Annotated in this window: 18 protein-coding genes; 8 read left to right on the top strand and 10 right to left on the bottom strand. The window is 61.4% G+C overall.

The genetic code is table 11. The features are described from left to right. Nucleotide 1 precedes the first annotated feature (1 nt). From mdtD to yccS, 4 genes are all read left to right on the top strand, one after another. Complete coding sequence (gene mdtD, locus C4J92_RS02310) at nucleotides 2-1,429, top strand: multidrug transporter subunit MdtD (RefSeq protein WP_124402821.1); 1,428 nt, start codon at nucleotides 2-4, stop codon at nucleotides 1,427-1,429. A 130-nt stretch (nucleotides 1,430-1,559) separates the two neighbouring features. Further along, nucleotides 1,560-2,897: an ATP-dependent RNA helicase DbpA gene (dbpA, locus tag C4J92_RS02305; protein ID WP_256657486.1), complete on the top strand. Its 1,338-nt coding sequence runs from the start codon at nucleotides 1,560-1,562 to the stop codon at nucleotides 2,895-2,897. A gap of 157 nt (nucleotides 2,898-3,054) precedes the next feature. Further along, nucleotides 3,055-4,233 (top strand): NAD(P)/FAD-dependent oxidoreductase, encoded by a 1,179-nt coding sequence (locus tag C4J92_RS02300; RefSeq protein ID WP_124402820.1) that lies wholly within the window; start codon nucleotides 3,055-3,057, stop codon nucleotides 4,231-4,233. Between the two features lie 222 nt (nucleotides 4,234-4,455). After that, nucleotides 4,456-6,639: a YccS family putative transporter gene (gene yccS, locus C4J92_RS02295; protein ID WP_124402819.1), complete on the top strand. Its 2,184-nt coding sequence runs from the start codon at nucleotides 4,456-4,458 to the stop codon at nucleotides 6,637-6,639. An 85-nt stretch (nucleotides 6,640-6,724) separates the two neighbouring features. Here yccS and C4J92_RS02290 read toward each other — a convergent pair whose 3' ends face one another. Then, nucleotides 6,725-7,462, bottom strand: a complete 738-nt coding sequence (locus C4J92_RS02290) for an ABC transporter substrate-binding protein (RefSeq protein ID WP_124360912.1) — start codon at nucleotides 7,460-7,462, stop codon at nucleotides 6,725-6,727. Nucleotides 7,463-7,661: 199 nt separating this feature from the next. On the opposite strand from C4J92_RS02290, the gene C4J92_RS02285 reads away from it, so the two are divergent. Next, nucleotides 7,662-8,114: a GNAT family N-acetyltransferase gene (locus tag C4J92_RS02285; protein WP_124402818.1), complete on the top strand. Its 453-nt coding sequence runs from the start codon at nucleotides 7,662-7,664 to the stop codon at nucleotides 8,112-8,114. A 104-nt stretch (nucleotides 8,115-8,218) separates the two neighbouring features. Here C4J92_RS02285 and C4J92_RS02280 read toward each other — a convergent pair whose 3' ends face one another. The 3 genes from C4J92_RS02280 to C4J92_RS02270 are packed head-to-tail and all read right to left on the bottom strand — an operon-like array spanning nucleotide 8,219 to nucleotide 11,181. Continuing rightward, on the bottom strand, nucleotides 8,219-8,515 hold the full coding sequence (locus C4J92_RS02280; protein ID WP_124365526.1) for a helix-turn-helix domain-containing protein: 297 nt from the start codon (nucleotides 8,513-8,515) through the stop codon (nucleotides 8,219-8,221). Nucleotides 8,516-8,532: 17 nt separating this feature from the next. Next, entirely contained in the window at nucleotides 8,533-9,033 is a 501-nt protein-coding gene (locus tag C4J92_RS02275; protein WP_124402817.1) for a M48 family metallopeptidase, read from the bottom strand. A gap of 42 nt (nucleotides 9,034-9,075) precedes the next feature. After that, nucleotides 9,076-11,181, bottom strand: coding sequence for a bifunctional diguanylate cyclase/phosphodiesterase (locus tag C4J92_RS02270; protein WP_124402816.1), 2,106 nt, complete (start codon nucleotides 11,179-11,181; stop codon nucleotides 9,076-9,078). A gap of 310 nt (nucleotides 11,182-11,491) precedes the next feature. Here C4J92_RS02270 and C4J92_RS02265 point away from each other — a divergent pair, with 310 nt between their 5' ends. Beyond that, nucleotides 11,492-12,157 (top strand): polysaccharide lyase family 7 protein, encoded by a 666-nt coding sequence (locus C4J92_RS02265; protein ID WP_124360908.1) that lies wholly within the window; start codon nucleotides 11,492-11,494, stop codon nucleotides 12,155-12,157. A gap of 234 nt (nucleotides 12,158-12,391) precedes the next feature. Here C4J92_RS02265 and fba read toward each other — a convergent pair whose 3' ends face one another. The 6 genes from fba to tkt all read right to left on the bottom strand — a co-directional run bounded on the left by fba (nucleotide 12,392) and on the right by tkt (nucleotide 18,785). Then, the gene (gene fba / locus C4J92_RS02260; RefSeq protein WP_003177554.1) at nucleotides 12,392-13,456 is read right to left on the bottom strand and encodes a class II fructose-bisphosphate aldolase; all 1,065 of its coding nucleotides are present in this window, start codon (nucleotides 13,454-13,456) and stop codon (nucleotides 12,392-12,394) included. A 273-nt stretch (nucleotides 13,457-13,729) separates the two neighbouring features. Further along, on the bottom strand, nucleotides 13,730-14,062 hold the full coding sequence (locus C4J92_RS02255) for an MliC family protein (RefSeq protein ID WP_124369296.1): 333 nt from the start codon (nucleotides 14,060-14,062) through the stop codon (nucleotides 13,730-13,732). A 60-nt stretch (nucleotides 14,063-14,122) separates the two neighbouring features. Beyond that, entirely contained in the window at nucleotides 14,123-14,350 is a 228-nt protein-coding gene (locus C4J92_RS02250) for a hypothetical protein (protein ID WP_124365520.1), read from the bottom strand. A gap of 31 nt (nucleotides 14,351-14,381) precedes the next feature. Continuing rightward, nucleotides 14,382-15,545 (bottom strand): phosphoglycerate kinase, encoded by a 1,164-nt coding sequence (locus C4J92_RS02245; protein WP_043046203.1) that lies wholly within the window; start codon nucleotides 15,543-15,545, stop codon nucleotides 14,382-14,384. A gap of 17 nt (nucleotides 15,546-15,562) precedes the next feature. Next, complete coding sequence (gene epd, locus C4J92_RS02240) at nucleotides 15,563-16,618, bottom strand: erythrose-4-phosphate dehydrogenase (RefSeq protein WP_124369293.1); 1,056 nt, start codon at nucleotides 16,616-16,618, stop codon at nucleotides 15,563-15,565. 169 nt (nucleotides 16,619-16,787) lie between these two features. Further along, nucleotides 16,788-18,785: a transketolase gene (tkt, locus tag C4J92_RS02235; protein WP_124360904.1), complete on the bottom strand. Its 1,998-nt coding sequence runs from the start codon at nucleotides 18,783-18,785 to the stop codon at nucleotides 16,788-16,790. Between the two features lie 259 nt (nucleotides 18,786-19,044). Here tkt and C4J92_RS02230 point away from each other — a divergent pair, with 259 nt between their 5' ends. Beyond that, the gene (locus C4J92_RS02230; protein WP_124402815.1) at nucleotides 19,045-20,040 is read left to right on the top strand and encodes a metalloregulator ArsR/SmtB family transcription factor; all 996 of its coding nucleotides are present in this window, start codon (nucleotides 19,045-19,047) and stop codon (nucleotides 20,038-20,040) included. A gap of 19 nt (nucleotides 20,041-20,059) precedes the next feature. Then, nucleotides 20,060-21,250: a methionine adenosyltransferase gene (metK, locus tag C4J92_RS02225; RefSeq protein ID WP_124365518.1), complete on the top strand. Its 1,191-nt coding sequence runs from the start codon at nucleotides 20,060-20,062 to the stop codon at nucleotides 21,248-21,250. Nucleotides 21,251-21,451 lie beyond the last annotated feature (201 nt).

The raw sequence follows: 21,451 nt of genomic DNA, 5'->3' as shown, positions 1-21,451 counted from the left end.
CATGCCGAATCGTGCCCCTCTCGACGCCAAGACCGCCCGATGGCTCCCCTGGGTGGTAGCGATTGCCTTCTTCATGCAGTCGCTGGACGGGACGATCCTCAACACGGCATTGCCGGCCATGGCCCGGGACCTGGCGGAAAACCCGCTGCGCATGCAGGGCGTAGTCATTGCCTACATGCTCACCGTCGCTTTGCTGATTCCGGCATCCGGCTGGATCGCCGATCGCTTCGGCACCAAGAAAATCTTCTTTGGCGCCATCTTGCTGTTCAGCATCGGGTCATTGCTGTGTGCCCTGTCCAGCAGCTTGAGCATGCTGGTGGGCGCGCGGGTGATCCAGGGTTTGGGCGGGGCGCTGATGCTGCCGGTGGGGCGCCTTGTGGTACTGCGCGCCTATCCCCGTTCCGAGCTGGTGCGGATCATGGGTTTCATCACAATCCCCGGCCTGCTCGGCCCGTTGCTCGGCCCGACCCTGGGCGGCTGGATGGTGCAATACCTGACCTGGCACTGGATCTTCCTGCTCAACCTGCCGGTGGGCATGATCGGCTGCTATGCCGTATGGAAATTCATTCCCGACCTGCGCGGCAGCGAGCGCACGCGCTTCGATGGCCTGGGTTTTGTGCTGTTCGGCGCCGCGATGGTGCTGATCACCATCGCCATGGAGGGCCTGGGCGAACTGCACTTGCCGCACTTGCGGGTGATGTTGCTGCTGTTCGGTGGCCTGGCGTGCCTGGCGGCGTATTGGCTGCGCGCCGGGCATATCGATAACCCGCTGTTCTCCCCGGTGCTGTTCAAGACCCGCACCTTTGCCGTGGGCATCCTCGGCAACCTGTTCGCCCGCCTGGGCAGCGGCGCCCTGCCGTTTCTGGTGCCCTTGCTGTTGCAGGTGGCGCTGGGGTATTCGCCATCGGAAGCCGGCATGAGCATGTTGCCGCTCGCGGCGGCGGCGATGTTTGCCAAGTCCATCGCCCGGCCGCTGATCGAGCGCCTGGGCTATCGCGTGGTGCTCACCGGCAACACCCTGGCCCTGGGCGCCATGCTGGCGAGCATGGGCCTGGTCAGCGAGCAGACGCCCTATCCCGTGCTGCTGGGCATGCTCGCGGTGCTGGGCGCGATCAACTCCCTGCAATTCACCGCGATGAACACCGTGACGCTGATCGACCTCGACGACGCCCAGGCCAGCAGCGGCAACAGTTTGCTGTCGGTGGTGGCGCAACTGTCCCTGAGCCTGGGCGTGGCCTGCGCCGGCGCGCTGCTCGGCGGGTTTACCTTGGAGACCGGCAACGATGGGGTGAACACGGTACTGGGCGCGTTCCAGCTGACGTTCCTCACGGTGGGCATCATGGCCATGCTGGCGGCGGCGATCTTCCTGCAATTGTCGCCAAAAGACGGCAAACGCGTGGTCAGCCGCGAGCACGACCTGGAGCATTGACCGGCGGCTCGTCTAGAACTTGCGGGGAAATTCCCACGAGACTGGTACACTGCGCGACATTTTGTTTTGCAGAGCCAGTCCCGTGACCACCATCGCCACCGCTTTTAATACTTTGCCCCTGTCCGCCGCCATGCTGGCTAACCTCGACTCGCTGGGTTATGTCGAGATGACGCAGATCCAGGCGCAGAGCTTGCCGGTGATCCTCAAGGGGCTGGACCTGATCGCCCAGGCCAAGACCGGCAGCGGCAAGACCGCCGCCTTCGGTATCGGCCTGCTGAACCCGATCAACCCGCGCTACTTCGGTTGCCAGGCCCTGGTGATGTGCCCGACGCGCGAGCTGGCCGACCAGGTTGCCAAGGAAATCCGTCGCCTGGCCCGCGCCGAAGACAACATCAAGGTGCTGACCCTGTGCGGTGGCGTGTCCCTCGGCCCACAGATCGCCTCCCTTGAGCACGGTGCCCACGTGATCGTCGGCACCCCGGGCCGTATCCAGCAGCACTTGCGCAAAGGTTCGCTGGTACTGGACGGGTTGAACACGCTGATCCTCGATGAAGCCGACCGCATGCTCGACATGGGTTTCTACGACGCCATCGAAGACATCATCAGCAAGACCCCGCCGCGCCGCCAGACTCTGCTGTTCTCGGCCACCTACCCGGTGAGCATCAAGCAGCTGGCCTCCAAGTTCATGCGCGCCCCGCAACAGGTGAAAGCCGAAGCCTTCCACTCCGACGACCAGATCGAGCAGCGTTTCTACGAGATCTCGCCGGAAGAGCGCATGGACGCCGTGACCAAGGTGCTGGCGCATTTCCGCCCGGCTTCGTGCGTGGCGTTCTGCTTTACCAAGCAGCAAGTGCAGGAAACCGTGGATCACCTGACCGCCAAGGGCATTTCCGCCGTTGGCCTGCATGGCGACCTGGAGCAGCGTGACCGTGACCAGGTGCTGGCCATGTTCGCCAACCGCAGCACCTCGGTCCTGGTCGCCACCGACGTGGCCGCCCGTGGCCTGGACATCGACGCACTGGACATGGTGATCAACGTCGAACTGGCCCGCGACTCGGAAATCCATATCCACCGTGTCGGCCGTACCGGTCGCGCGGGTGAGACCGGCATCGCTATCAGCCTGGTGGCGCCGTCCGAAGCGCACCGTGCCCAAGCCATCGAGCAGTTGCAAAAGTCGCCCTTGAACTGGGACCAGCTGGACAACCTCAAGCCGCAGAGCGGCGGCCCGCTGCTGCCGCAGATGAGCACCCTGTGCATCGCCGCCGGGCGTAAAGACAAGGTTCGCCCAGGCGACATCCTTGGCGCACTGACCGGCGATGCCGGCATTCCGGGTGCCCAGGTCGGCAAGATCGCGATCTTTGACTTCCAGGCCTTCGTCGCCGTGGAACGCGGGGTCGCCAAGCAGGCACTGCAGCGTTTGAACGACGGCAAGATCAAGGGCCGTTCGTTGCGCGTGCGGATTCTGTAACTCGATCTCCTGCCTAATGAAGATCCAATGTGGGAGGGGCTTGCTCCCGATTACGGTGTGTCAGTCAGTACATCTGTTACTGATACACCGCTATCGGGAGCAAGCCCCCTCCCACATTTGACTGTATTCAAATTCAGAATTTTGTGAGGACACCGTTTTGCGCTCGACCGAAGTTGTGATCATTGGCGCCGGCGCCGCAGGCTTGATGTGCGCGCTGACCGCCGCCGGGCGGGGGCGCAAGGTGATGCTGATCGACCATGCGAACAAGGCCGGCAAAAAGATCCTGATGTCCGGCGGTGGCCGCTGCAATTTCACCAACCTGTACACCGAGCCGGTCAACTTCCTCTCGCACAACGCGCACTTCTGCAAGTCGGCACTGGCGCGCTATACCCAGTGGGATTTCATCGGGCTGGTAGCCAAGCACGGCGTGCCGTACCACGAAAAGAAACTCGGCCAGCTGTTCTGCGACAACAAGTCCAGCGACATCCTCGGCATGCTGCTCGACGAATGCATCCAGACCGGCGTGAGCCTGCACCTGGACACCTCGATTGAAGCCATCGCCAAGGTCGACAACGGCTACCAGTTGCAGACCACCCTGGGCGAACTGCGCTGCGAGTCCTTGGTGATCGCCACGGGCGGCCTGTCGATCCCGACCCTCGGCGCCACCGGCTTCGGTTATCAAGTGGCCAGGCAATTTGGCCATGAGCTGCTGCCGACCCGCGCGGGACTGGTGCCGTTCACCATCACCGATCAGCTCAAGGACTTGTGCGGCGAGCTGTCGGGCACCTCGGTGGACTGCCTGGTCAGCTGCAACGGCCAGAGTTTTCGCGAGAACATCCTGTTTACCCATCGAGGTCTGAGTGGGCCGGCGATCCTGCAGATTTCTTCCTACTGGGAATCCGGCGACACCGTGGAAATCAACCTGCTGCCCGACCACGACGCCCACGCCTGGCTGCAACAGCAACAGGCCGAGCGCCCCAACAGCGAGCTGAAAACCCTGCTGGGCGAGATTTTCACCAAGAAGATGGCCAATCTGCTGGCGGAGACCTGGTTCGCGTCCAAGCCGATGAAGCAGTACACCCACGCCGAAATCGCCGATATCGCTTCGATGCTCGGCAGCTGGCAGTTGGTACCGGCGGGCACGGAGGGCTATCGCACCGCTGAGGTGACATTGGGCGGGGTGGACACGCGGGAAGTGTCCTCCAAGACCATGGAGTCGCTGAAAAGCCCAGGGTTGTACTTTATCGGTGAAGTGCTGGATGTAACCGGGCACTTGGGCGGGTTCAACTTCCAGTGGGCCTGGGCGTCAGGCTATGCGGCTGCGCAATATGTCTGACACGACACGGTAAAAAATGTGGGAGGGGGCTTGCTCCCGATAGCGGCAGCACAGTCAACTCATTAGCTGACTGATACACCGCCATCGGGAGCAAGCCCCCTCCCACCTTTTGTTTGGCGGTGAGCCAGGGAAATATTTTGCGCATCGATGTGATCACCACCCTTGCCGTGGCGTCCTTGATAGCTCAATTTAGCGGCATCGTCCCGGAAGACTCCCGACTTCATGTCATCGACCTCGTTCAAGCAGTCCCTGCGGCGCCTGTGGGCACTGGATAAATTCAGCTACAGCATTCGGGTATTCATCGCCCTCACCGGCAGCATGGCGCTGTGCTGGTATCAGGATGAAATGACGCTGTTGATCCCGCTGTTCCTGGGGATTATCGCCAGCGCCCTGGCCGAGACCGATGACAGTTGGCAAGGCCGCCTCAACGCCCTGGCGGTGACGCTGGTGTGCTTCAGCATCGCGGCGCTGTCGGTGGAGTTGCTGTTCCCTTACCCCTGGATTTTCGCGGCCTCCCTGGCCCTGGCCACGTTCGGCCTGACCATGCTCGGCGCGCTCGGCGAACGCTATGGCGCGATTGCCTCGGCCACGTTGATTCTGTCGGTCTATACCATGATCGGCGTGGACCAGCGCGGCGGTGCCGTCAGTGATTTCTGGCACGAGCCGTTACTGCTGGTGGCGGGCGCGGCCTGGTACGGCGTGCTGTCGGTGCTGTGGCAGGCGCTGTTTTCCAACCAGCCGGTGCAGCAGAGCCTGGCGCGGTTGTTCCGCGAACTGGGGCGCTACCTCAAGCTCAAGTCGTCGCTGTTCGAACCGATCCGCCAGCTGGACGTAGAGGCGCGGCGCCTGGAATTGGCCCAGCAGAATGGCCGGGTCGTCGCCGCCTTGAACGCCGCCAAGGAAATCATCCTGCACCGCGTCGGCAATGGTCGCCCAGGCTCAAAGGTCAGCCGGTACCTGAAGCTGTACTTCCTGGCGCAAGACATCCACGAGCGCGCCAGTTCGTCCCATTACCCGTATAACGCCCTGGCCGAAGCCTTCTTCCACAGCGACGTGCTGTTCCGCTGCCAACGCCTGCTGCGCCAGCAAGGCAAGGCGTGCCAGGCCCTGGCCGAGTCGATCCAGTTGCGCCAGCCATTCATCTATGACGACAGCTTCGCCGAAGCCCTGGGCGATTTGAACGCCTCCCTGGAACACCTGCGCATCCAGAGCAATCCGGCCTGGCGCGGCCTGCTGCGCTCGTTGCGCGCCCTGGCCGCCAACCTGTCCACCCTCGACCGCCTGCTCGGCGACGCGAGCAACCCCGACGCCCTGGCCGACGCCACCGACAGCAACCTGCTGGACCGCGCCCCGCGCAACCTCAAGGAAATGTGGACGCGCCTGCGCACCCAGCTCACGCCGACCTCGCTGCTGTTTCGCCACGCCCTGCGCCTGTCCCTGGCACTGACCGTCGGCTACGCCACGCTGCATGCCATCCACGCTTCCCAGGGTTACTGGATCATCCTCACCACACTATTTGTTTGCCAACCGAACTACGGCGCGACACGACGCAAGCTCGGCCAGCGGATCATCGGCACCGCCATCGGGCTCACGGTGGCCTGGGCGCTGTTCGACCTGTTCCCCAGCCCGGTGGTGCAGTCGATGTTCGCCATCGCCGCCGGCCTGGTGTTCTTTATCAATCGCACCACGCGCTACACCCTGGCCACGGCGGCGATCACCCTGATGGTGCTGTTCTGCTTCAACCAAGTGGGCGATGGCTACGGACTGTTCCTGCCACGCCTGTTCGATACCCTGCTCGGCAGCCTGATCGCGGGCCTGGCGGTGTTCCTGTTCCTGCCGGACTGGCAAGGCCGGCGCCTGAACAAAGTGTTGGCCAATACCCTGACCTGCAACAGCATCTACCTGCGCCAGATCATGCAGCAGTACGCCGCTGGCAAGAGCGATGACCTGGCCTACCGACTGGCCCGGCGCAACGCGCACAACGCCGATGCGGCGCTGTCCACCACCCTGGCGAACATGCTGATGGAACCGGGGCATTTCCGTAAGGAAGCGGATGTGGGCTTCAGGTTCCTGGTGCTGTCGCACACTCTGCTCAGCTACTTGTCGGGCCTTGGCGCACACCGCGACACCCAGCTGCCGGCCGAGGTGCGGGAGCAGTTGATCGACGGTGCCGGGCACGCCCTGGCGTTGAGCATCGACGAGATCGCCAGTGGGCTGGCGAATAAACAGCCGATTGCGATTCAGAGTGATGAGGAGGAAACACTGGCGGCGCAGCTTGAGCAGATGCCGGATGAGATCGACGAAGGCCAGCGGCTGGTGCAGACGCAGTTGGCGTTGATCTGTCGGCAGTTGGGGCCGTTGCGGACGTTGGCGGCGCACCTGATCAAGGATACCCGTGCGGCTTAGGCCGCTATCGGGGGCAAGCCCCTCTCAAAGTGGAATGCAGTAAAATGTGGGAGGGGGCTTGCCCCCGATGAGGCCCTCACAGGCACTACATCCCATGCGCCTTCATCAACTTGGCATAACTGCCATCCGCCTTCATCCTGGCAATCTCCCGATCAAAGCCGGCCACGATCTGCGCATGCTCAGGGTTCTTCAGACTGACCAGAATATGCAGGCTGTTCTCGCTCAGCGGCTTGCCCAGGAACTCCACGGCATTGCGCACCCTTGGCGACTCCCGCGCCAGGTAGTAACGCGCCACGTACTCGTCTTCCAGCGTCAGCCGCACACGGCCCGCCGCCAGCATGCGCACGGCCATGGCAAAGTTATGCACCGGGACTTTCTGTAACAGCGCATCCTGGTCGAACGCCGCCGAATAGGCATAGCCTCGCACCACGGCGATGCTTTCGTCGTGCAACTGTTCCAGGCTCTGATAATCGATAGCGTCGTCGCGACGCTTGATAAAACGCACACGGTTGACCAGGTATTGCTCGGAAAACTGCCCCAGCTGCGTGCGGGCATCGTCGTACCACGCGTTGATCAGCACGTCGTAGCGCCCATCGCCTACACCCTTCAGTGCGCGCGCCCAAGGCACCTGCTCAAAATCACTGGCGTACCCCGCCCGAGCCAGCGCGGTGCTGACGATATCCGTGGCCAGCCCGCCGTTGACCAAGGTGACATCGGTGAACGGTGGCCAACCATCCGCCACCAGGCGCAGACGCTGCGCCACCACCGGTTGAGCCAGCAGCAACACTGCAATCAAAGCAACGGCACGAGACAATCGCGGCATGCTTAAAATCCTTGGCGGGCAGGCGATGGCCTGATAACAGTAGCTCATCAATGAGCGTGCATTGCTTATTACACAAAGAAGTCGGCCGTGCATGCACTGAATGATGGCAAATTGACGCCATTCACAAAATAACCGGTTTTAGACAGCAGCGCCGGTCGCGCTTACTATCCCTGCCAAGCCTTTGACAAGAGCGCACATCATGACGGTTGATTGGGTCTGCAAACATCACGACGATCTGGGCAAAGAACAGCTTTACGCCATCCTGCGCCTGCGCGGCGAGGTGTTCGTCGTTGAACAGAAATGCGTTTACCAGGACATTGACGGGCAGGACCTGTCAGGCGATACCCACCACCTGATGGCCTGGAACGACAATGAACTGGTGGCCTATCTGCGGCTGCTGGACCCAGAGACCCAGGGCGGTGATGTGGTGATCGGTCGAGTGATCGTCGCGCCATCGGCACGCGGCACCGGGCTGGGGCATTTGATGATGGAAGAGGCCCTCAAGCAGATCGAGGATATCTGGCCCGAGACACCGATTTTTCTGTCAGCCCAGGCGCACTTGCAGGGGTATTACGGACGGTACGGGTTTGTGGTGGCGGGAGAGGAATACCTGGAAGACGATATTCCACATATCGGGATGCGACGGGTTTGAGGGCCTCATCGGGAGCAAGCCCCCTCCCACATTTGAATGTATTCACAAATCAAGTGTGGGAGGGGGCTTGCCCCCGATAGCGTCAGGCCAGGCACTGCAAGCCTTCAGGGATAACCCAATACCCGCTTGATCGACACCAGATTCCCCTCGATCCACCGTCGATCAATCGCCCCCCAATCACGAATCCGATAACGCCCGGCATGGTTACGGGCGCCATCCTCCTGCTCGAACTCGCACACAATATCCAGATCGGCCAACGCCGCAATCGTGTCCTGCGCCGTGCGCCGGGGCATGCCAGTCGCTTCGGTCAATGCAGGGACGCTGCTGGCCAGCCCGCTGTCGATCAGGTACGCCACATACAGGCGGCGGTAGAAGCTGCTCTTGGTCTTGCTCACATCCATGGTCAATTGCCTTGTGATTAGGGCTTGCCCTGCAGATCGCGCCAGGTGAGGTACACCCGCAGGTCGAATTCCACCTGGTGGTAGCCGGGCATCATGTATTCACAGAGTTTGTAGAACGCTTTGTTGTGGTCCGATTCCTTGAAGTGCGCCAGCTCGTGCACCACGATCATGCGCAGGAACTCGGGAGCCGCTTCCTTGAACAGCGAGGCGATGCGGATCTCTTTCTTGGACTTGAGATTGCCACCCTGCACCCGGGAAATCGTGGTGTGCAGGCCCAGGGCGCGGTGGGTCAGGTCCAGGCGGTTATCGAACAGCACCTTGTCGATCGACGGCGCATTGCGCAGGTGTTCCTGCTTCAAGGCCAGGGCGTAGCTGTACAGGGCCTTGTCGCTCTGCACGGCGTGCCGCTCGGGATAACGTTGCTCCAGGTACGCGCCCAACTGGTCCTTGGCGATCAGCTGGCGAACTTGCTCCTGAAGGGCGGCGGGATAGGCCTGGAGGTATTTCAACGCGGTCATGGGGTCTGCAACGTAGTTCGGACGGGCGCCAGTGTAGCGAATTCAAAGCGCGTGAGGGTGCGACCAACCGACAACGTCCTCGGCCATCAGCGGCGCCGCCGCCCAGGTGCCCTGGATGAACGAGCAGCCATGGGCCTTGAGCCACTGCGACTGCTCAAGGGTTTCTACGCCCTCGGCGATCACCAAAACATCGAAATGCCCGCACAGCTCGATGATGCTGCGCGCCATCGCTGCATCCCGTGCCGAGCCTGGCAGGCGGGCCACCAATTGCGGGTCCAGCTTGAGGGTGTCGAACGCCAGGTCGCGCAGATGGGCCAGGGAACACCGCCCTGAGCCAAAGTCATCCAGGGCGATACGCACCCCAAGCCCACGCAACAGCTTGAGCTGCTTGGTCGATTCCTCAAGGTTACTCATCAGGCAGTCTTCACTGATTTCCACTTCCAACTGCCGCCCCTGTAACCCGTGCCTTTCGAGGACCTGGCGCAGTTGGCTGGCCAGGTTAGGCATATTGAACTGGCTGCTGCTCAGGCTCACGCTCAGCACCAGCTCTTCATCGAACGCCGCTTGCCAGGCCTGGCGTTGGGCGGCGACTTGCTGGTAAATCCAAGTGCTCAACTGGCTGATCAAGCGCGCCTCTTCCAGCAACGGCAAAAACAGCCCCGGCGACACATCGCCGACGCTCGGGTGCTGCCAGCGCAGCAACGCCTCGACACCGCGCAAGCGCCCGTCCTCCAGCGACACCTGCGGCTGGTACACCAAGGTGAATTCCTTGTTTTGAATCGCGGTGCGCACACTGTCTTCCAGCATCAGGCGTGAACGGGCTCGGCCGTTCATTTCCTGGTCGTAATAGCGATACTGCTGACGGCCGGCGCGCTTGGCTTCGTACATGGCGATGTCCGCCGCGCGCAACAAACCGCTCAGGTCCGAGCCACAGTCGGGAAACGTCGCAATACCGATGCTGACCCCAAGCATCACCTCCAGACCGTCGACCTGCTGGCACACCGACACCCGTTCGATCAGTTTTTCCGCAATCTTCGCTGCCTGCTCCGGGAACTCCAGCTCCAGCAAGGCAGTGAATTCATCCCCGCCCATGCGTCCCAGAATGTCGTAGGAGCGCAGGCACGCCTGCATCTGCTCGGAAACCCAGCGCAGCACGCGATCACCGGCGTCGTGGCCCAAGGTATCGTTGACTCGCTTGAAGCCATCCAGATCCAGATACAGCAACACCAGCGACTGCTCATTGCGCTCGCTGCGCGACAACATGTTGCCCACTGTCTGGTAGAAGCCGCGACGATTCAGCAGCCCGGTCAACGGGTCGGTCACCGCCTGGAACTCCAGTTGCTGGTGCAAGTGACGCACCTCGGACATGTCCAGCACCGTCACCACCATCGCCTTCTGCTCTGCGGGCAAGGGCGCGCAGGACAACGCCACCGGCACCTGTTGACCACGGCTGGTGCGCAAGATGGCATCGTGCAAGCGCCACGTTTCGCCTTTGCGATAGGCCTCATACATCGGGAACCCCAACCAGGCGGGCACATGGGGTTTTTGCAGGAAGCTCAAGAAACTCTCGCCCTGCAACTCCGCCATCGTGGCGTTGAGCAGCCTGCAGATCGCCGGGTTGGCATACTCAATCACGCTGCCCTCGCCCACCACCAGAATGCCTTCGGCGGCGTTGTCCAACACCGAGGCATTGAAGGCGCGGGCGGCTTCCAGGTCATGGCTCAACCGCTGCAGGGCGCGGCGATTATGCTGATGCTCCAACAGCGCCTGCACCTTGGGCTTGAGGATATGCGGGTCGAAGGGCTTGAACAGGTAATCGATGGCGCCGCTGGCATAGCCTTTTAGCACAGCGTCGGGCGACTGTGCATCGGCGGTGAGAAAGATGATCGGCGTCATGCTCGTACGCTGGCTGCCCCGCATCAGGCGTGCCACCTCGAAGCCATCCATACCGGGCATTCGCACATCCAGCAATACCAGATCGACGTCGTGGACCAGTAGCAATTCCAGGGCCTCCAGACCGGAAGCGGCGGTAATGATTCGCCAGTCTTCGCGCTGCAACACTGCACGCATGCTGACGAGATTTTCCGGGTAGTCATCGACCACCAAGAGAACTGAACTGCCGTCGCCGAGGTTTGGAGCGCAATCCATGCTACGTCTCTTCCTTAAGGAACTGCACCGGTCACTTCGGGTACTTTAAACCGGACAAATAATGAGGCCTCACTCTAGCCCCGGTTATAAAAAAGCAGAAGTAACGTCGATGCCATCATTGCGCCAAAGCCGAGGCAGCCGACTAACGGTCAGGCTCTGTAGCCCGCGTACCATGGGCAACATGGCTTTTTGGCATTCCTCTGACGCCAATTTATTGCCAGTCAGAGTTAACAACTTGGTTAACACCACCTATAAAGAACCTGTGCAGCCCTCGGGCTAAAGCTTTCACCCCTCGTAAAAGGCCAACACCATGATCGACCTTTCCACCTGGAACCTGAGCATTCCGGTCGGCTCCCCGCCCACGACCATCGAAACCCCGAAGCTGCTCAACGGCTTCAATGACCAGTATTTCCAGGCCGAAGGCAGCGATGTGCAGTTCTGGACCCCTGTCACCGGCACCCGCACGGAAAACGCCATCTACCCGCGCAGCGAACTGCGCGAAACCTACGCCGACGGGCGCTTGCGCAACTGGACCTACCCCGAAGCCGATAACTTCCTGCGCGCCACGCTCACCGTCAACCAGGTACCGTCCACCGGCAAGGTGGTGATCGGCCAGATCCACGCCTACGACAGTCAGAAACCGCTGATCAAACTGGAGTACCAGTTCAAGGAAAAAACCCAGACCGGCAACATCGTCGCCAAAGTGCGCATGCGCCCGGACGAATCTGAAAGCCGGGTAATCATCGTTGCCTCCAATGTGCCACTGGAAAAGACCTTCACCTATGTGATCAACCTCAACAAAGCCGGGCTGCTCAGCGTGTACGCGGCCGACAGTGAGTGGAATGAACGCATCGGCGCAGCCTGGGCCGACAAGCCGCTGTACTTCAAGGCGGGGGTGTATGTGCAGGACAACAGTGGGGATAGCAAGGAAGGGGCAAAGGTGACGTTTGCGAAGTTGGATATTGATCACGAGTAAAATCGTGAGTAGGCAAGTTCCGATGAACCCTGTGGGAGGGGGCTTGCCCCCGATAGCGGTGGGTCGGTCTCTGAATGTGTTAGCTGATACACAGCCATCGGGGGCAAGCCCCCTCCCACATTTGGATCGCGTAGCCTGAGCATGCGGCGCTCGTCCTACGGCACCGTTGCGGCCTGCCATCTCCAAACACAAAAAAGCCCGCATCACTGCGGGCTTCCTTTTAAACGCTGAGGCTTAATTGACCTTAGCGTTCAACTCACCTTTCAAATACCGCTGGTACATCGCTTCCAACGAGATCGGCTTGATCTTCGAAGCATTACCGGCAGTACCAAACGCTTCATAACGTGCAATACACACATCACGCATGGCGGTCACGGTGGCGCCGAAGAATTTACGCGGGTCGAACTCGCTCGGGTTGGTCGCCATCAGGCGACGCATTGCGCCGGTGGAGGCCAGGCGCAGGTCGGTGTCGATGTTGACCTTGCGCACGCCGTACTTGATGCCTTCGACGATTTCTTCAACCGGTACGCCGTAAGTTTCTTTGATGTCGCCGCCGTACTGGTTGATGATCGCCAGCCACTCTTGCGGTACCGAGGAAGAACCGTGCATCACCAGGTGGGTGTTGGGGATGCGTTTGTGGATTTCCTTGATGCGGTCGATGGCCAGCACGTCGCCGGTCGGTGGCTTGGTGAACTTGTAGGCGCCGTGGCTGGTGCCGATGGCGATGGCCAGGGCGTCCACTTGGGTCTTCTTGACGAAGTCGGCGGCTTCTTCCGGGTCGGTCAGCATCTGGCTGTGATCCAGCACGCCTTCGGCGCCGATGCCGTCTTCTTCGCCGGCCATGCCGGTTTCCAGGGAACCCAGGCAGCCCAGCTCGCCTTCAACCGATACGCCGCAGGCGTGAGCCATGGCCACGGTTTGTTGGGTAACGCGTACGTTGTACTCGTAGTCGGTTGGGGTCTTGCCGTCTTCGCCGAGAGAGCCGTCCATCATCACCGAGCTGAAGCCCAGTTGGATCGAGCGCTGGCACACGTCAGGGCTGGTGCCGTGGTCCTGGTGCATGCACACCGGGATGTGCGGGAATTCTTCGATGGCCGCGAGGATCAGGTGACGCAGGAACGGCGCACCCGCGTATTTGCGGGCACCGGCCGAAGCCTGGACGATCACGGGGGAGTCGGTCTTGTCAGCGGCTTCCATGATGGCGCGCATCTGCTCAAGGTTGTTGACGTTAAAGGCTGGAACGCCGTAGCCGAACTCGGCTGCGTGGTCCAGCATTTGACGCATGCTGATAAGTGCCATTGTGTTGTCTCTCCCGGTCGAGGGTCGTTAATCGTGCAAGCCTGCCGTAGCGGCGGCTGCTATTCAAGTTATTGCAGATCAAGGGGTTGAGCCTTGTGCTGCTGAATCGTTATTGCAGTGTCCGGCTCACAACCTATGTCACTTTGGAACCGGATTTAATGTGGGAGGGGGCTTGCTCCCGATAGCGGTTTGCCAGACACCTGTGTGCTGGCTGACCTACCGTAATCGGGGGCAAGCCCCCTCCCACATTTGGATCTCGTCACATTCGAGACCTTATTGGGCCTTACAGCCGCGCCCAATCAAATCATCCGTGGCCGTCCAGTAAATCAGGCCTTCCTCACCCTTGGTGTGAAACGCCAGCTGATCATTGCTGTACAGCACGCCCGAAGCCGCCACGTCCTGCTTGAGTCGATAAACCTGGTCGGAACCGCCGAGGCGTACATCCACCTCAGTGCGGGCCGGGTTGGCGAAGCGCCAATTGACCTCGGCCTTGCTGTCGCAGGTCCACGTCGTCCATTTACCTTCCGGCCCAGCCTTGTCGAACATGTTCATGCTGCTGCAACCAGCCAACAAGGCCAGGGTTGCCAGGGCGATAGCGCCTTTCATTGCCAATCCTCGCAGGGCGACACAAGGCCGCCATTGCTGTGGGTTAGTGGATCAGACCCGTCAAGGGCAACCCTGTTCCTGACCGTTGGGCGCGGAGTCGTATTTCTCCAGCCGGTCATTGCCCATGCGCTTGTTGATCACCGGCATGGTTTCCGCTTGCCAGTCGGCCTGGTAGCAGCTTTTCTTCTGCACCGGCCCCGGCTTTTCAGCTTCCGGGGCCGCGCTTGGCGTGCTGCTGCAGCCGGCCAACAGGCCCACTGCTATCACCAGTGCCAACGACTTGATCATGGGACGCTCCTTTTTCCTGATCACGCGCGCCTTAACCTTTGGCTCGGGTTTCCAGCACTTCCACGGCCGGCAGCACTTTGCCCTCGACGAACTCGAGGAACGCGCCGCCACCGGTAGAAATGTAGGAGATCTGATCAGCAACGCCATATTTATCGATGGCCGCCAGGGTGTCGCCACCGCCTGCGATGGAGAATGCCGAGCTTTCAGCGATGGCTTTGGCCAACACCTTGGTGCCATTGCCGAATTGGTCGAATTCGAATACGCCGACCGGGCCATTCCACAGGATGGTCTGGGAGGCTTTCAACAGCTCAGCGAAGTTGGCTGCGGTTTGCGGGCCGATATCCAGGATCATGTCGTCGGCGGCCACGTCAGCGATGAGCTTGACGGTGGCTTCGGCGCTTTCGGCGAATTCCTTGGCGACCACCACGTCCACCGGCAGCGGCACGCTGACTTTGGCGGCGATGGCGCGGGCGGTATCGAGCAGGTCCGGCTCGTACAGGGACTTGCCCACCGGATGGCCGGCTGCGGCCAGGAAGGTGTTGGCAATGCCGCCACCGACGATCAACTGGTTGCAGATCTGGCTGAGGCTGTTGAGTACGTCCAGCTTGGTGGAGACTTTGGAACCGGCGACGATGGCGGCCATCGGTTGCGCCGGAGCGCCCAGGGCCTTGCCCAGCGCATCCAGCTCAGCGGCCAGCAGCGGGCCGGCAGCGGCGACCTTGGCGAACTTGGCCACGCCGTGGGTCGAGCCTTCGGCGCGGTGGGCGGTGCCAAAGGCGTCCATCACGAATACGTCGCACAGCGCCGCGTATTGCTGGGCCAGCTCGTCGCTGTTCTTTTTCTCGCCCTTGTTGAAGCGCACGTTTTCGAACAGCACGATGTCGCCAGGCTTGACGTCAACGCCGCCCAGGTAGTCAGCCACCAACGGTACGTCGCGGCCCAGGGCCTTGCTCAGGTATTCGGCCACCGGCTTGAGGCTGTTTTCGGCGGAGAACTCACCTTCGGTCGGGCGACCCAGGTGGGAGCAGACCATCACGGCCGCGCCTTTTTCCAGGGCCAGCTTGATGGTCGGCAGCGAGGCCAGGATTCGCGCATCGCTGGTGACAACACCGTCCTTGACTGGGACGTTGAGGTCTTCGCGAATCAGTACGCGCTTACCTTGCAGATCGAGGTCGGTCATCTTCAACACGGTCATGGGTCGCAGTTCCTGAATTACTGTTGAGGTTGTTTGGAAGCCACTTGCAGATAGTGTTCTGCAACATCGAGCATTCGGTTGGCAAAGCCCCATTCGTTGTCGAACCAGGCCAGGATGTTCACCAGCCTCGGGCCGGAAACGCGGGTCTGGCTGGCATCGACAATCGCCGAATGCGGGTCATGGTTGAAATCGCAGCTGGCGTGGGGCAACTCGGTGTAGGCCAGCAAGCCTTTGAGCGGGCCGCTGGTGGCGGCGTCGCGCAATATCCGGTTGACCTCGGCCGCATCGGTGTCGCTCACGGTTTGCATGGTGATGTCCAGACAGGACACGTTCACCGTCGGTACCCGTACCGCTTTGGCCTGGATTCGCCCGGCAAGTTCCGGCAGCAATCGCTCGATGCCACGCGCCAGGCCGGTGGACACCGGAATCACTGACTGGAACGCCGAGCGCGTGCGGCGCAGGTCTTCGTGGTGATAGGCGTCGATCACCGGTTGGTCGTTCATGGCCGAGTGGATCGTGGTGATCGACACGTAGTCCAGGCCGATCGCCTGGTCCAGCAGGCGCAACAACGGCACGCTGCAGTTGGTGGTACACGAGGCGTTGGACACCAGCAGCTCGGCGCCGGTCAGGCAATCCTGGTTGATGCCGTAGACGACGGTGGCGTCCACATCCGCCTCGCTGGCCATCGGCTGGGAAAACAGCACGCGCGGAGCGCCGGCATCGAGAAAACGCTGGCCGTCGGCACGAGTATGGTAGGCACCGGAGCATTCCAACACCAGGTCGACGCCCAGCGCCGCCCAGTCGATGCCCTCGGGGGTGGCACTGCGCAGTACTTTTACGCAGTCGCCATTGATATGCAGACAATCGCCCTCGACCCGCACTTCGCCAGGGAAGCGGCCATGGGTGGAGTCGAAGCGTGTCAGGTATTCGATGCTGGCCATGTCGGCCAAGTCGTTGATCGCGACAATTTCAAACCCTGCCGTCGCCCCTCGCTCGAACAGAGCACGCAAGACGCAACGACCAATGCGGCCGTAGCCGTTGAGTGCAACTTTGTAGGGACGCGGTTGGGGCATGGGGTTCTCGCAGTAGGGGCGACACAAACCACTGTAGGAGCGAGCTTGCTCGCGAAGAACTTGAGAGCGCCGCGTTAAACCAGAAACGCTGCGTTATCGTTAACGATCTTCGCGAGCAAGCTCGCTCCTACAGTAGAGGCGGTGGTCAGTGGGCCACCGCGTTAGCGCCTTAGTCTTCCAACAGCTCTTCAGCCTGGCCCAGGATGTTTTCCAGGGTGAAACCGAACTCTTCGAACAAGGCGGGTGCCGGCGCCGACTCACCGTAGGTGGTCATGCCGATCACGCGGCCTTCCAGGCCTACGTACTTGTACCAGTAGTCGGCGTGAGCCGCCTCAATGGCGATACGCGCGCTGACCTGCAACGGCAATACCGATTGCTTGTAGCCGGCGTCCTGGGCTTCGAACACGCTGGTGCAGGGCATGGACACCACGCGAACGTTGCGGCCCTGGGCGGTCAGCTTGTCGTACGCCTGAACGGTCAGGCCCACTTCGGAACCGGTAGAGATCAGGATCAGCTCCGGCTCGCCGATGCAGTCCTTGAGCACATAGCCGCCACGGCTGATGTCGGCGATCTGCGCGTCGGTACGCACCTGGTGCTGCAGGTTCTGGCGCGAGAAGATCAGCGCCGAAGGGCCGTCCTTGCGCTCGATGGCGTGCTTCCAGGCCACGGCGGATTCCACCGCGTCGGCAGGGCGCCAGCAATCCAGGTTCGGCGTGGTGCGCAGGCTGGTCAATTGCTCGACCGGCTGGTGCGTCGGGCCGTCTTCGCCCAGGCCGATGGAGTCGTGGGTGTAGACATGGATCACGCGCTTCTTCATCAGCGCGGCCATGCGTACCGCGTTGCGGGCGTACTCCATGAACATCAGGAAGGTCGCGCCGTAAGGCACCAGGCCGCCGTGCAGCGACACGCCGTTCATGATGGCGCTCATGCCGAACTCGCGCACGCCGTAGTACATGTAGTTGCCGCTGGCGTCTTCAGCCGACACGCCTTTGCAGCCTTTCCACAACGTCAGGTTGGAACCGGCCAAGTCGGCCGAACCGCCGAGGAACTCAGGCAGCAGCGGGCCAAAGGCGTTCAGGGTGTTCTGGCTGGCTTTACGGCTGGCGATGGTCTCGCCCTTGGCCGCGACTTCGGCGATATAGGCCGAGGCTTTTTCCGAGAAATCGGCAGGCAGGTCACCGGCCAGGCGGCGTACCAGCTCATTGGCAAGCTCAGGGAATTCGGCAGAGTAGGCAGCGAAGCGCTGATCCCACTCGGCTTCGGTGGCCAGGCCTTTTTCCTTGGCGTCCCACTCGGCGTAGATATCTGCTGGAATCTCGAACGGGCCGTGGTTCCACTTCAGCGCTTCGCGGGTCAGGGCGATTTCCGCGTCACCCAGCGGGGCGCCGTGGCAGTCTTCCTTGCCTTGCTTGTTCGGCGAGCCGAAGCCGATGGTGGTCTTGCAGCAAATCAGGGTCGGCTGCGCGCTCTTGCGAGCGGTGTCGATGGCGATCTTGATTTCTTCCGGATCGTGGCCGTCAACGTTGCGGATCACCTGCCAGTTGTAGGCTTCGAAACGCTTGGGGGTGTCATCGGTAAACCAGCCTTCGACTTCGCCGTCGATGGAAATGCCGTTGTCATCGTAGAAGGCAATCAGCTTGCCCAGGCCCAGGGTGCCGGCCAGGGAAGCGACTTCGTGGGAAATGCCCTCCATCATGCAGCCATCACCCAAAAATACGTAGGTGTGGTGATCGACGATATCGTGGCCGGGGCGGTTGAACTGCGCGCCCAAGACTTTTTCAGCCAGCGCGAAGCCAACCGCATTAGCGAGGCCCTGGCCCAGGGGACCGGTGGTGGTCTCGACGCCTGGGGTGTAGCCGAATTCCGGGTGGCCCGGGGTGCGGCTGTGCAGCTGGCGGAAGCTCTTGAGGTCATCGATGGTGACGTCGTAGCCGCTCAGGTGCAGCAGCGAGTAGATCAGCATCGAGCCGTGGCCGTTGGACAGTACGAAACGGTCACGGTCGGCAAACGACGGGTTGCTCGGGTTGTGCTTCAGGTAGTCACGCCAAAGTACTTCGGCGATATCCGCCATGCCCATCGGGGCACCGGGATGGCCGCTGTTGGCTTTTTGCACGGCATCCATGCTGAGGGCACGAATGGCGTTGGCACGCTCACGACGGCTGGGCATCGCTGATCTCCTGGGGGCTTGAACAAAGAAACGGAAAAAAGGACCGGCATTTTCCCTCAGCCACCGCCTGCGGGCAATGACAGATAGTCACTTGAAGCGGTTTTTCCTGTGGTTTGCCCGCCAATCCCTTGTAGAACTCGGATGCCGGTTCGTCCAAAGGTTATAGCGCCCGCTTATAACTGCCACTTATCGATCAATATCAAAACTTTTTGATATTGGCCTTGCGGCGATTACCACCCGTCACTAGACTGCTGGCCTTATGAACCTACCCGTGCCCTCCCTGCGTCCTGACGACGGCGATGAACTGGCTGCCCTTTGCAAGGCTGCAGGTGATCCGTTGCGCTTGAACGTATTGCGCGCACTGGCCAACGATTCCTTCGGCGTATTGGAACTGGCGCAGATCTTCGCCATCGGCCAGTCCGGCATGAGCCATCATCTGAAGGTACTGGCCCAGGCCGACCTGGTGGCGACCCGCCGCGAAGGCAATGCAATTTTTTACCGTCGCGCCCTGCCCCACACCGAACTGCTCGGCGGCAAACTGCACGCCGCCCTGCTCGACGAAGTGGACAGCCTGGACCTGCCGAGCGACGTACAGTCGCGCGTCAGTCAGGTTCACGGACAACGCGCCGCTGCCAGCCAGGATTTTTTCGCACGGGTTGCCGAGAAATTTCGTGCTCAGCAAGACCTGATCGCCGGCTTGCCCCAATACCGCGAAAGCGTACTGGCGCTGCTGGACAAACTGAGCTTCAGCAATGAGGCCACGGCCCTGGAAGTCGGCCCTGGCGACGGCGGTTTCCTGCCGGACCTGGCGCGGCGCTTTGGCCAGGTGACGGCACTGGACAACAGCCCGGCGATGCTTGAACTGGCGCGCCAGCTGTGTGAACGCGAGGCGTTGGGCAATGTCCGCCTGCAACTGGCCGACGCCCTGAGCGACACCCGCCTGCAGGCCGATTGCGTGGTACTGAACATGGTCTTGCACCACTTTGCCGCCCCCGCCGACGCGCTCAAGCAAATGGCCGGGTTGCTGCACCCCGGCGGTAGCCTGCTGGTAACGGATTTATGCAGCCACAACCAGAATTGGGCCAGGGAGGCCTGCGGTGATCTCTGGTTGGGGTTTGAACAGGACGATCTGGCCCGTTGGGCCACCGCTGCGGGACTCGTTCCCGGGGAAAGCCTCTATGTAGGTTTACGTAATGGTTTCCAGATTCAGGTCCGCCATTTTCAGCGACCGGCTGGCGACACTCACCATCGGTAAATATCAGGAAAACATCGAGATGAGCGAATACTCCCTTTTCACCTCCGAGTCCGTGTCTGAAGGGCATCCGGACAAAATCGCCGACCAGATTTCTGACGCGGTGCTGGACGCCATCATTGCTGAAGACAAGTTCGCCCGTGTGGCGTGCGAGACTCTGGTGAAAACGGGCGTGGCGATCATCGCCGGCGAAGTCACCACCACGGCCTGGGTCGACCTGGAACAGATCGTGCGCGACGTGATCACCGACATCGGCTACAACAGCTCCGACGTCGGTTTCGACGGCGCGACCTGCGGCGTAATGAACATCATCGGCAAGCAGTCCCCCGACATCAACCAGGGCGTCGACCGCGCCAAGCCTGAAGATCAAGGCGCTGGCGACCAGGGCCTGATGTTCGGCTACGCCAGCAACGAAACCGAGGTGCTGATGCCCGCGCCGATCACCTTCTCTCACCAGTTGGTACAGCGCCAGGCCGAAGCACGTAAATCCGGCCTGCTGCCGTGGCTGCGCCCGGACGCCAAGTCCCAGGTCACCTGCCGCTACGAAGGCGGCAAAGTGGTGGGTATCGACGCCGTCGTACTGTCCACCCAGCACAACCCGGATGTCTCCTACAAAGACCTGCGCGAAGGCGTAATGGAGCTGATCGTCAAGCACGTACTGCCTGCCGAGCTGCTGAGCAAGGACACCCAGTTCCACATCAACCCGACCGGCCAATTCATCATCGGCGGCCCGGTGGGCGACTGCGGCCTGACCGGTCGCAAGATCATCGTCGACAGCTACGGCGGCATGGCCCGTCACGGTGGTGGCGCGTTCTCCGGCAAGGATCCATCCAAGGTCGACCGTTCCGCAGCCTACGCCGGTCGTTACGTGGCCAAGAACATCGTCGCCGCCGGCCTGGCTGAACGTTGCGAGATTCAGGTGTCCTACGCCATTGGTGTGGCCCAGCCTACTTCGATCTCGCTGAATACCTTCGGTACCGGCAAGATCAGCGATGACAAGATCGTCAAGCTGGTGCGCGAGATCTTCGACCTGCGCCCTTACGCGATCACCACCATGCTCGACCTGCTGCATCCGATGTACCAGGAAACCGCAGCCTACGGCCACTTCGGTCGTACCCCTGCGCAGAAGACGGTCGGCGACGACACCTTCACCACCTTCACCTGGGAAAAAACCGACCGCGCCAACGACCTGCGTACCGCTGCCGGTCTGTAATCGTTCGCGACTGCCAAAGCCCCGCCAGGTTCGCCCGGCGGGGCTTTTTGATTTTCAAAGGTTGCAACAAAATCGTTGAAACCGAGGCCGAAGTCGACGCGGGCCAGCAAATCGGGCGGCCGAGGCTGATAACCACGACGCGCCGGACGCGTTGAACGGCTGGTTCAAGCAGGCAGAAACACCCGGTAAAAAGCCCCGCTC

This window comes from Pseudomonas sp. R3-18-08 (genome assembly GCF_003852065.1).
In the GTDB taxonomy this organism is placed as follows: domain Bacteria; phylum Pseudomonadota; class Gammaproteobacteria; order Pseudomonadales; family Pseudomonadaceae; genus Aquipseudomonas.
Note: the sequence above shows the minus strand (reverse complement) of the source record. Positions and strands in the feature narration are given on the sequence as shown.

Coding starts and splice junctions, on each gene's coding strand:
- mdtD (WP_124402821.1), top strand. CDS start 2: ATGCCGAATCGTGCCCCTCTCGACGCCAAGACCGCCCGATGGCTCCCC.
- dbpA (WP_256657486.1), top strand. CDS start 1,560: ATGCTGGCTAACCTCGACTCGCTGGGTTATGTCGAGATGACGCAGATC.
- yccS (WP_124402819.1), top strand. CDS start 4,456: ATGTCATCGACCTCGTTCAAGCAGTCCCTGCGGCGCCTGTGGGCACTG.
- C4J92_RS02290 (WP_124360912.1), bottom strand. CDS start 7,462: ATGCCGCGATTGTCTCGTGCCGTTGCTTTGATTGCAGTGTTGCTGCTG.
- C4J92_RS02285 (WP_124402818.1), top strand. CDS start 7,662: ATGACGGTTGATTGGGTCTGCAAACATCACGACGATCTGGGCAAAGAA.
- C4J92_RS02280 (WP_124365526.1), bottom strand. CDS start 8,515: ATGGATGTGAGCAAGACCAAGAGCAGCTTCTACCGCCGCCTGTATGTG.
- C4J92_RS02275 (WP_124402817.1), bottom strand. CDS start 9,033: ATGACCGCGTTGAAATACCTCCAGGCCTATCCCGCCGCCCTTCAGGAG.
- C4J92_RS02270 (WP_124402816.1), bottom strand. CDS start 11,181: ATGGATTGCGCTCCAAACCTCGGCGACGGCAGTTCAGTTCTCTTGGTG.
- C4J92_RS02265 (WP_124360908.1), top strand. CDS start 11,492: ATGATCGACCTTTCCACCTGGAACCTGAGCATTCCGGTCGGCTCCCCG.
- fba (WP_003177554.1), bottom strand. CDS start 13,456: ATGGCACTTATCAGCATGCGTCAAATGCTGGACCACGCAGCCGAGTTC.
- C4J92_RS02255 (WP_124369296.1), bottom strand. CDS start 14,062: ATGAAAGGCGCTATCGCCCTGGCAACCCTGGCCTTGTTGGCTGGTTGC.
- C4J92_RS02250 (WP_124365520.1), bottom strand. CDS start 14,350: ATGATCAAGTCGTTGGCACTGGTGATAGCAGTGGGCCTGTTGGCCGGC.
- C4J92_RS02245 (WP_043046203.1), bottom strand. CDS start 15,545: ATGACCGTGTTGAAGATGACCGACCTCGATCTGCAAGGTAAGCGCGTA.
- epd (WP_124369293.1), bottom strand. CDS start 16,618: ATGCCCCAACCGCGTCCCTACAAAGTTGCACTCAACGGCTACGGCCGC.
- tkt (WP_124360904.1), bottom strand. CDS start 18,785: ATGCCCAGCCGTCGTGAGCGTGCCAACGCCATTCGTGCCCTCAGCATG.
- C4J92_RS02230 (WP_124402815.1), top strand. CDS start 19,045: ATGAACCTACCCGTGCCCTCCCTGCGTCCTGACGACGGCGATGAACTG.
- metK (WP_124365518.1), top strand. CDS start 20,060: ATGAGCGAATACTCCCTTTTCACCTCCGAGTCCGTGTCTGAAGGGCAT.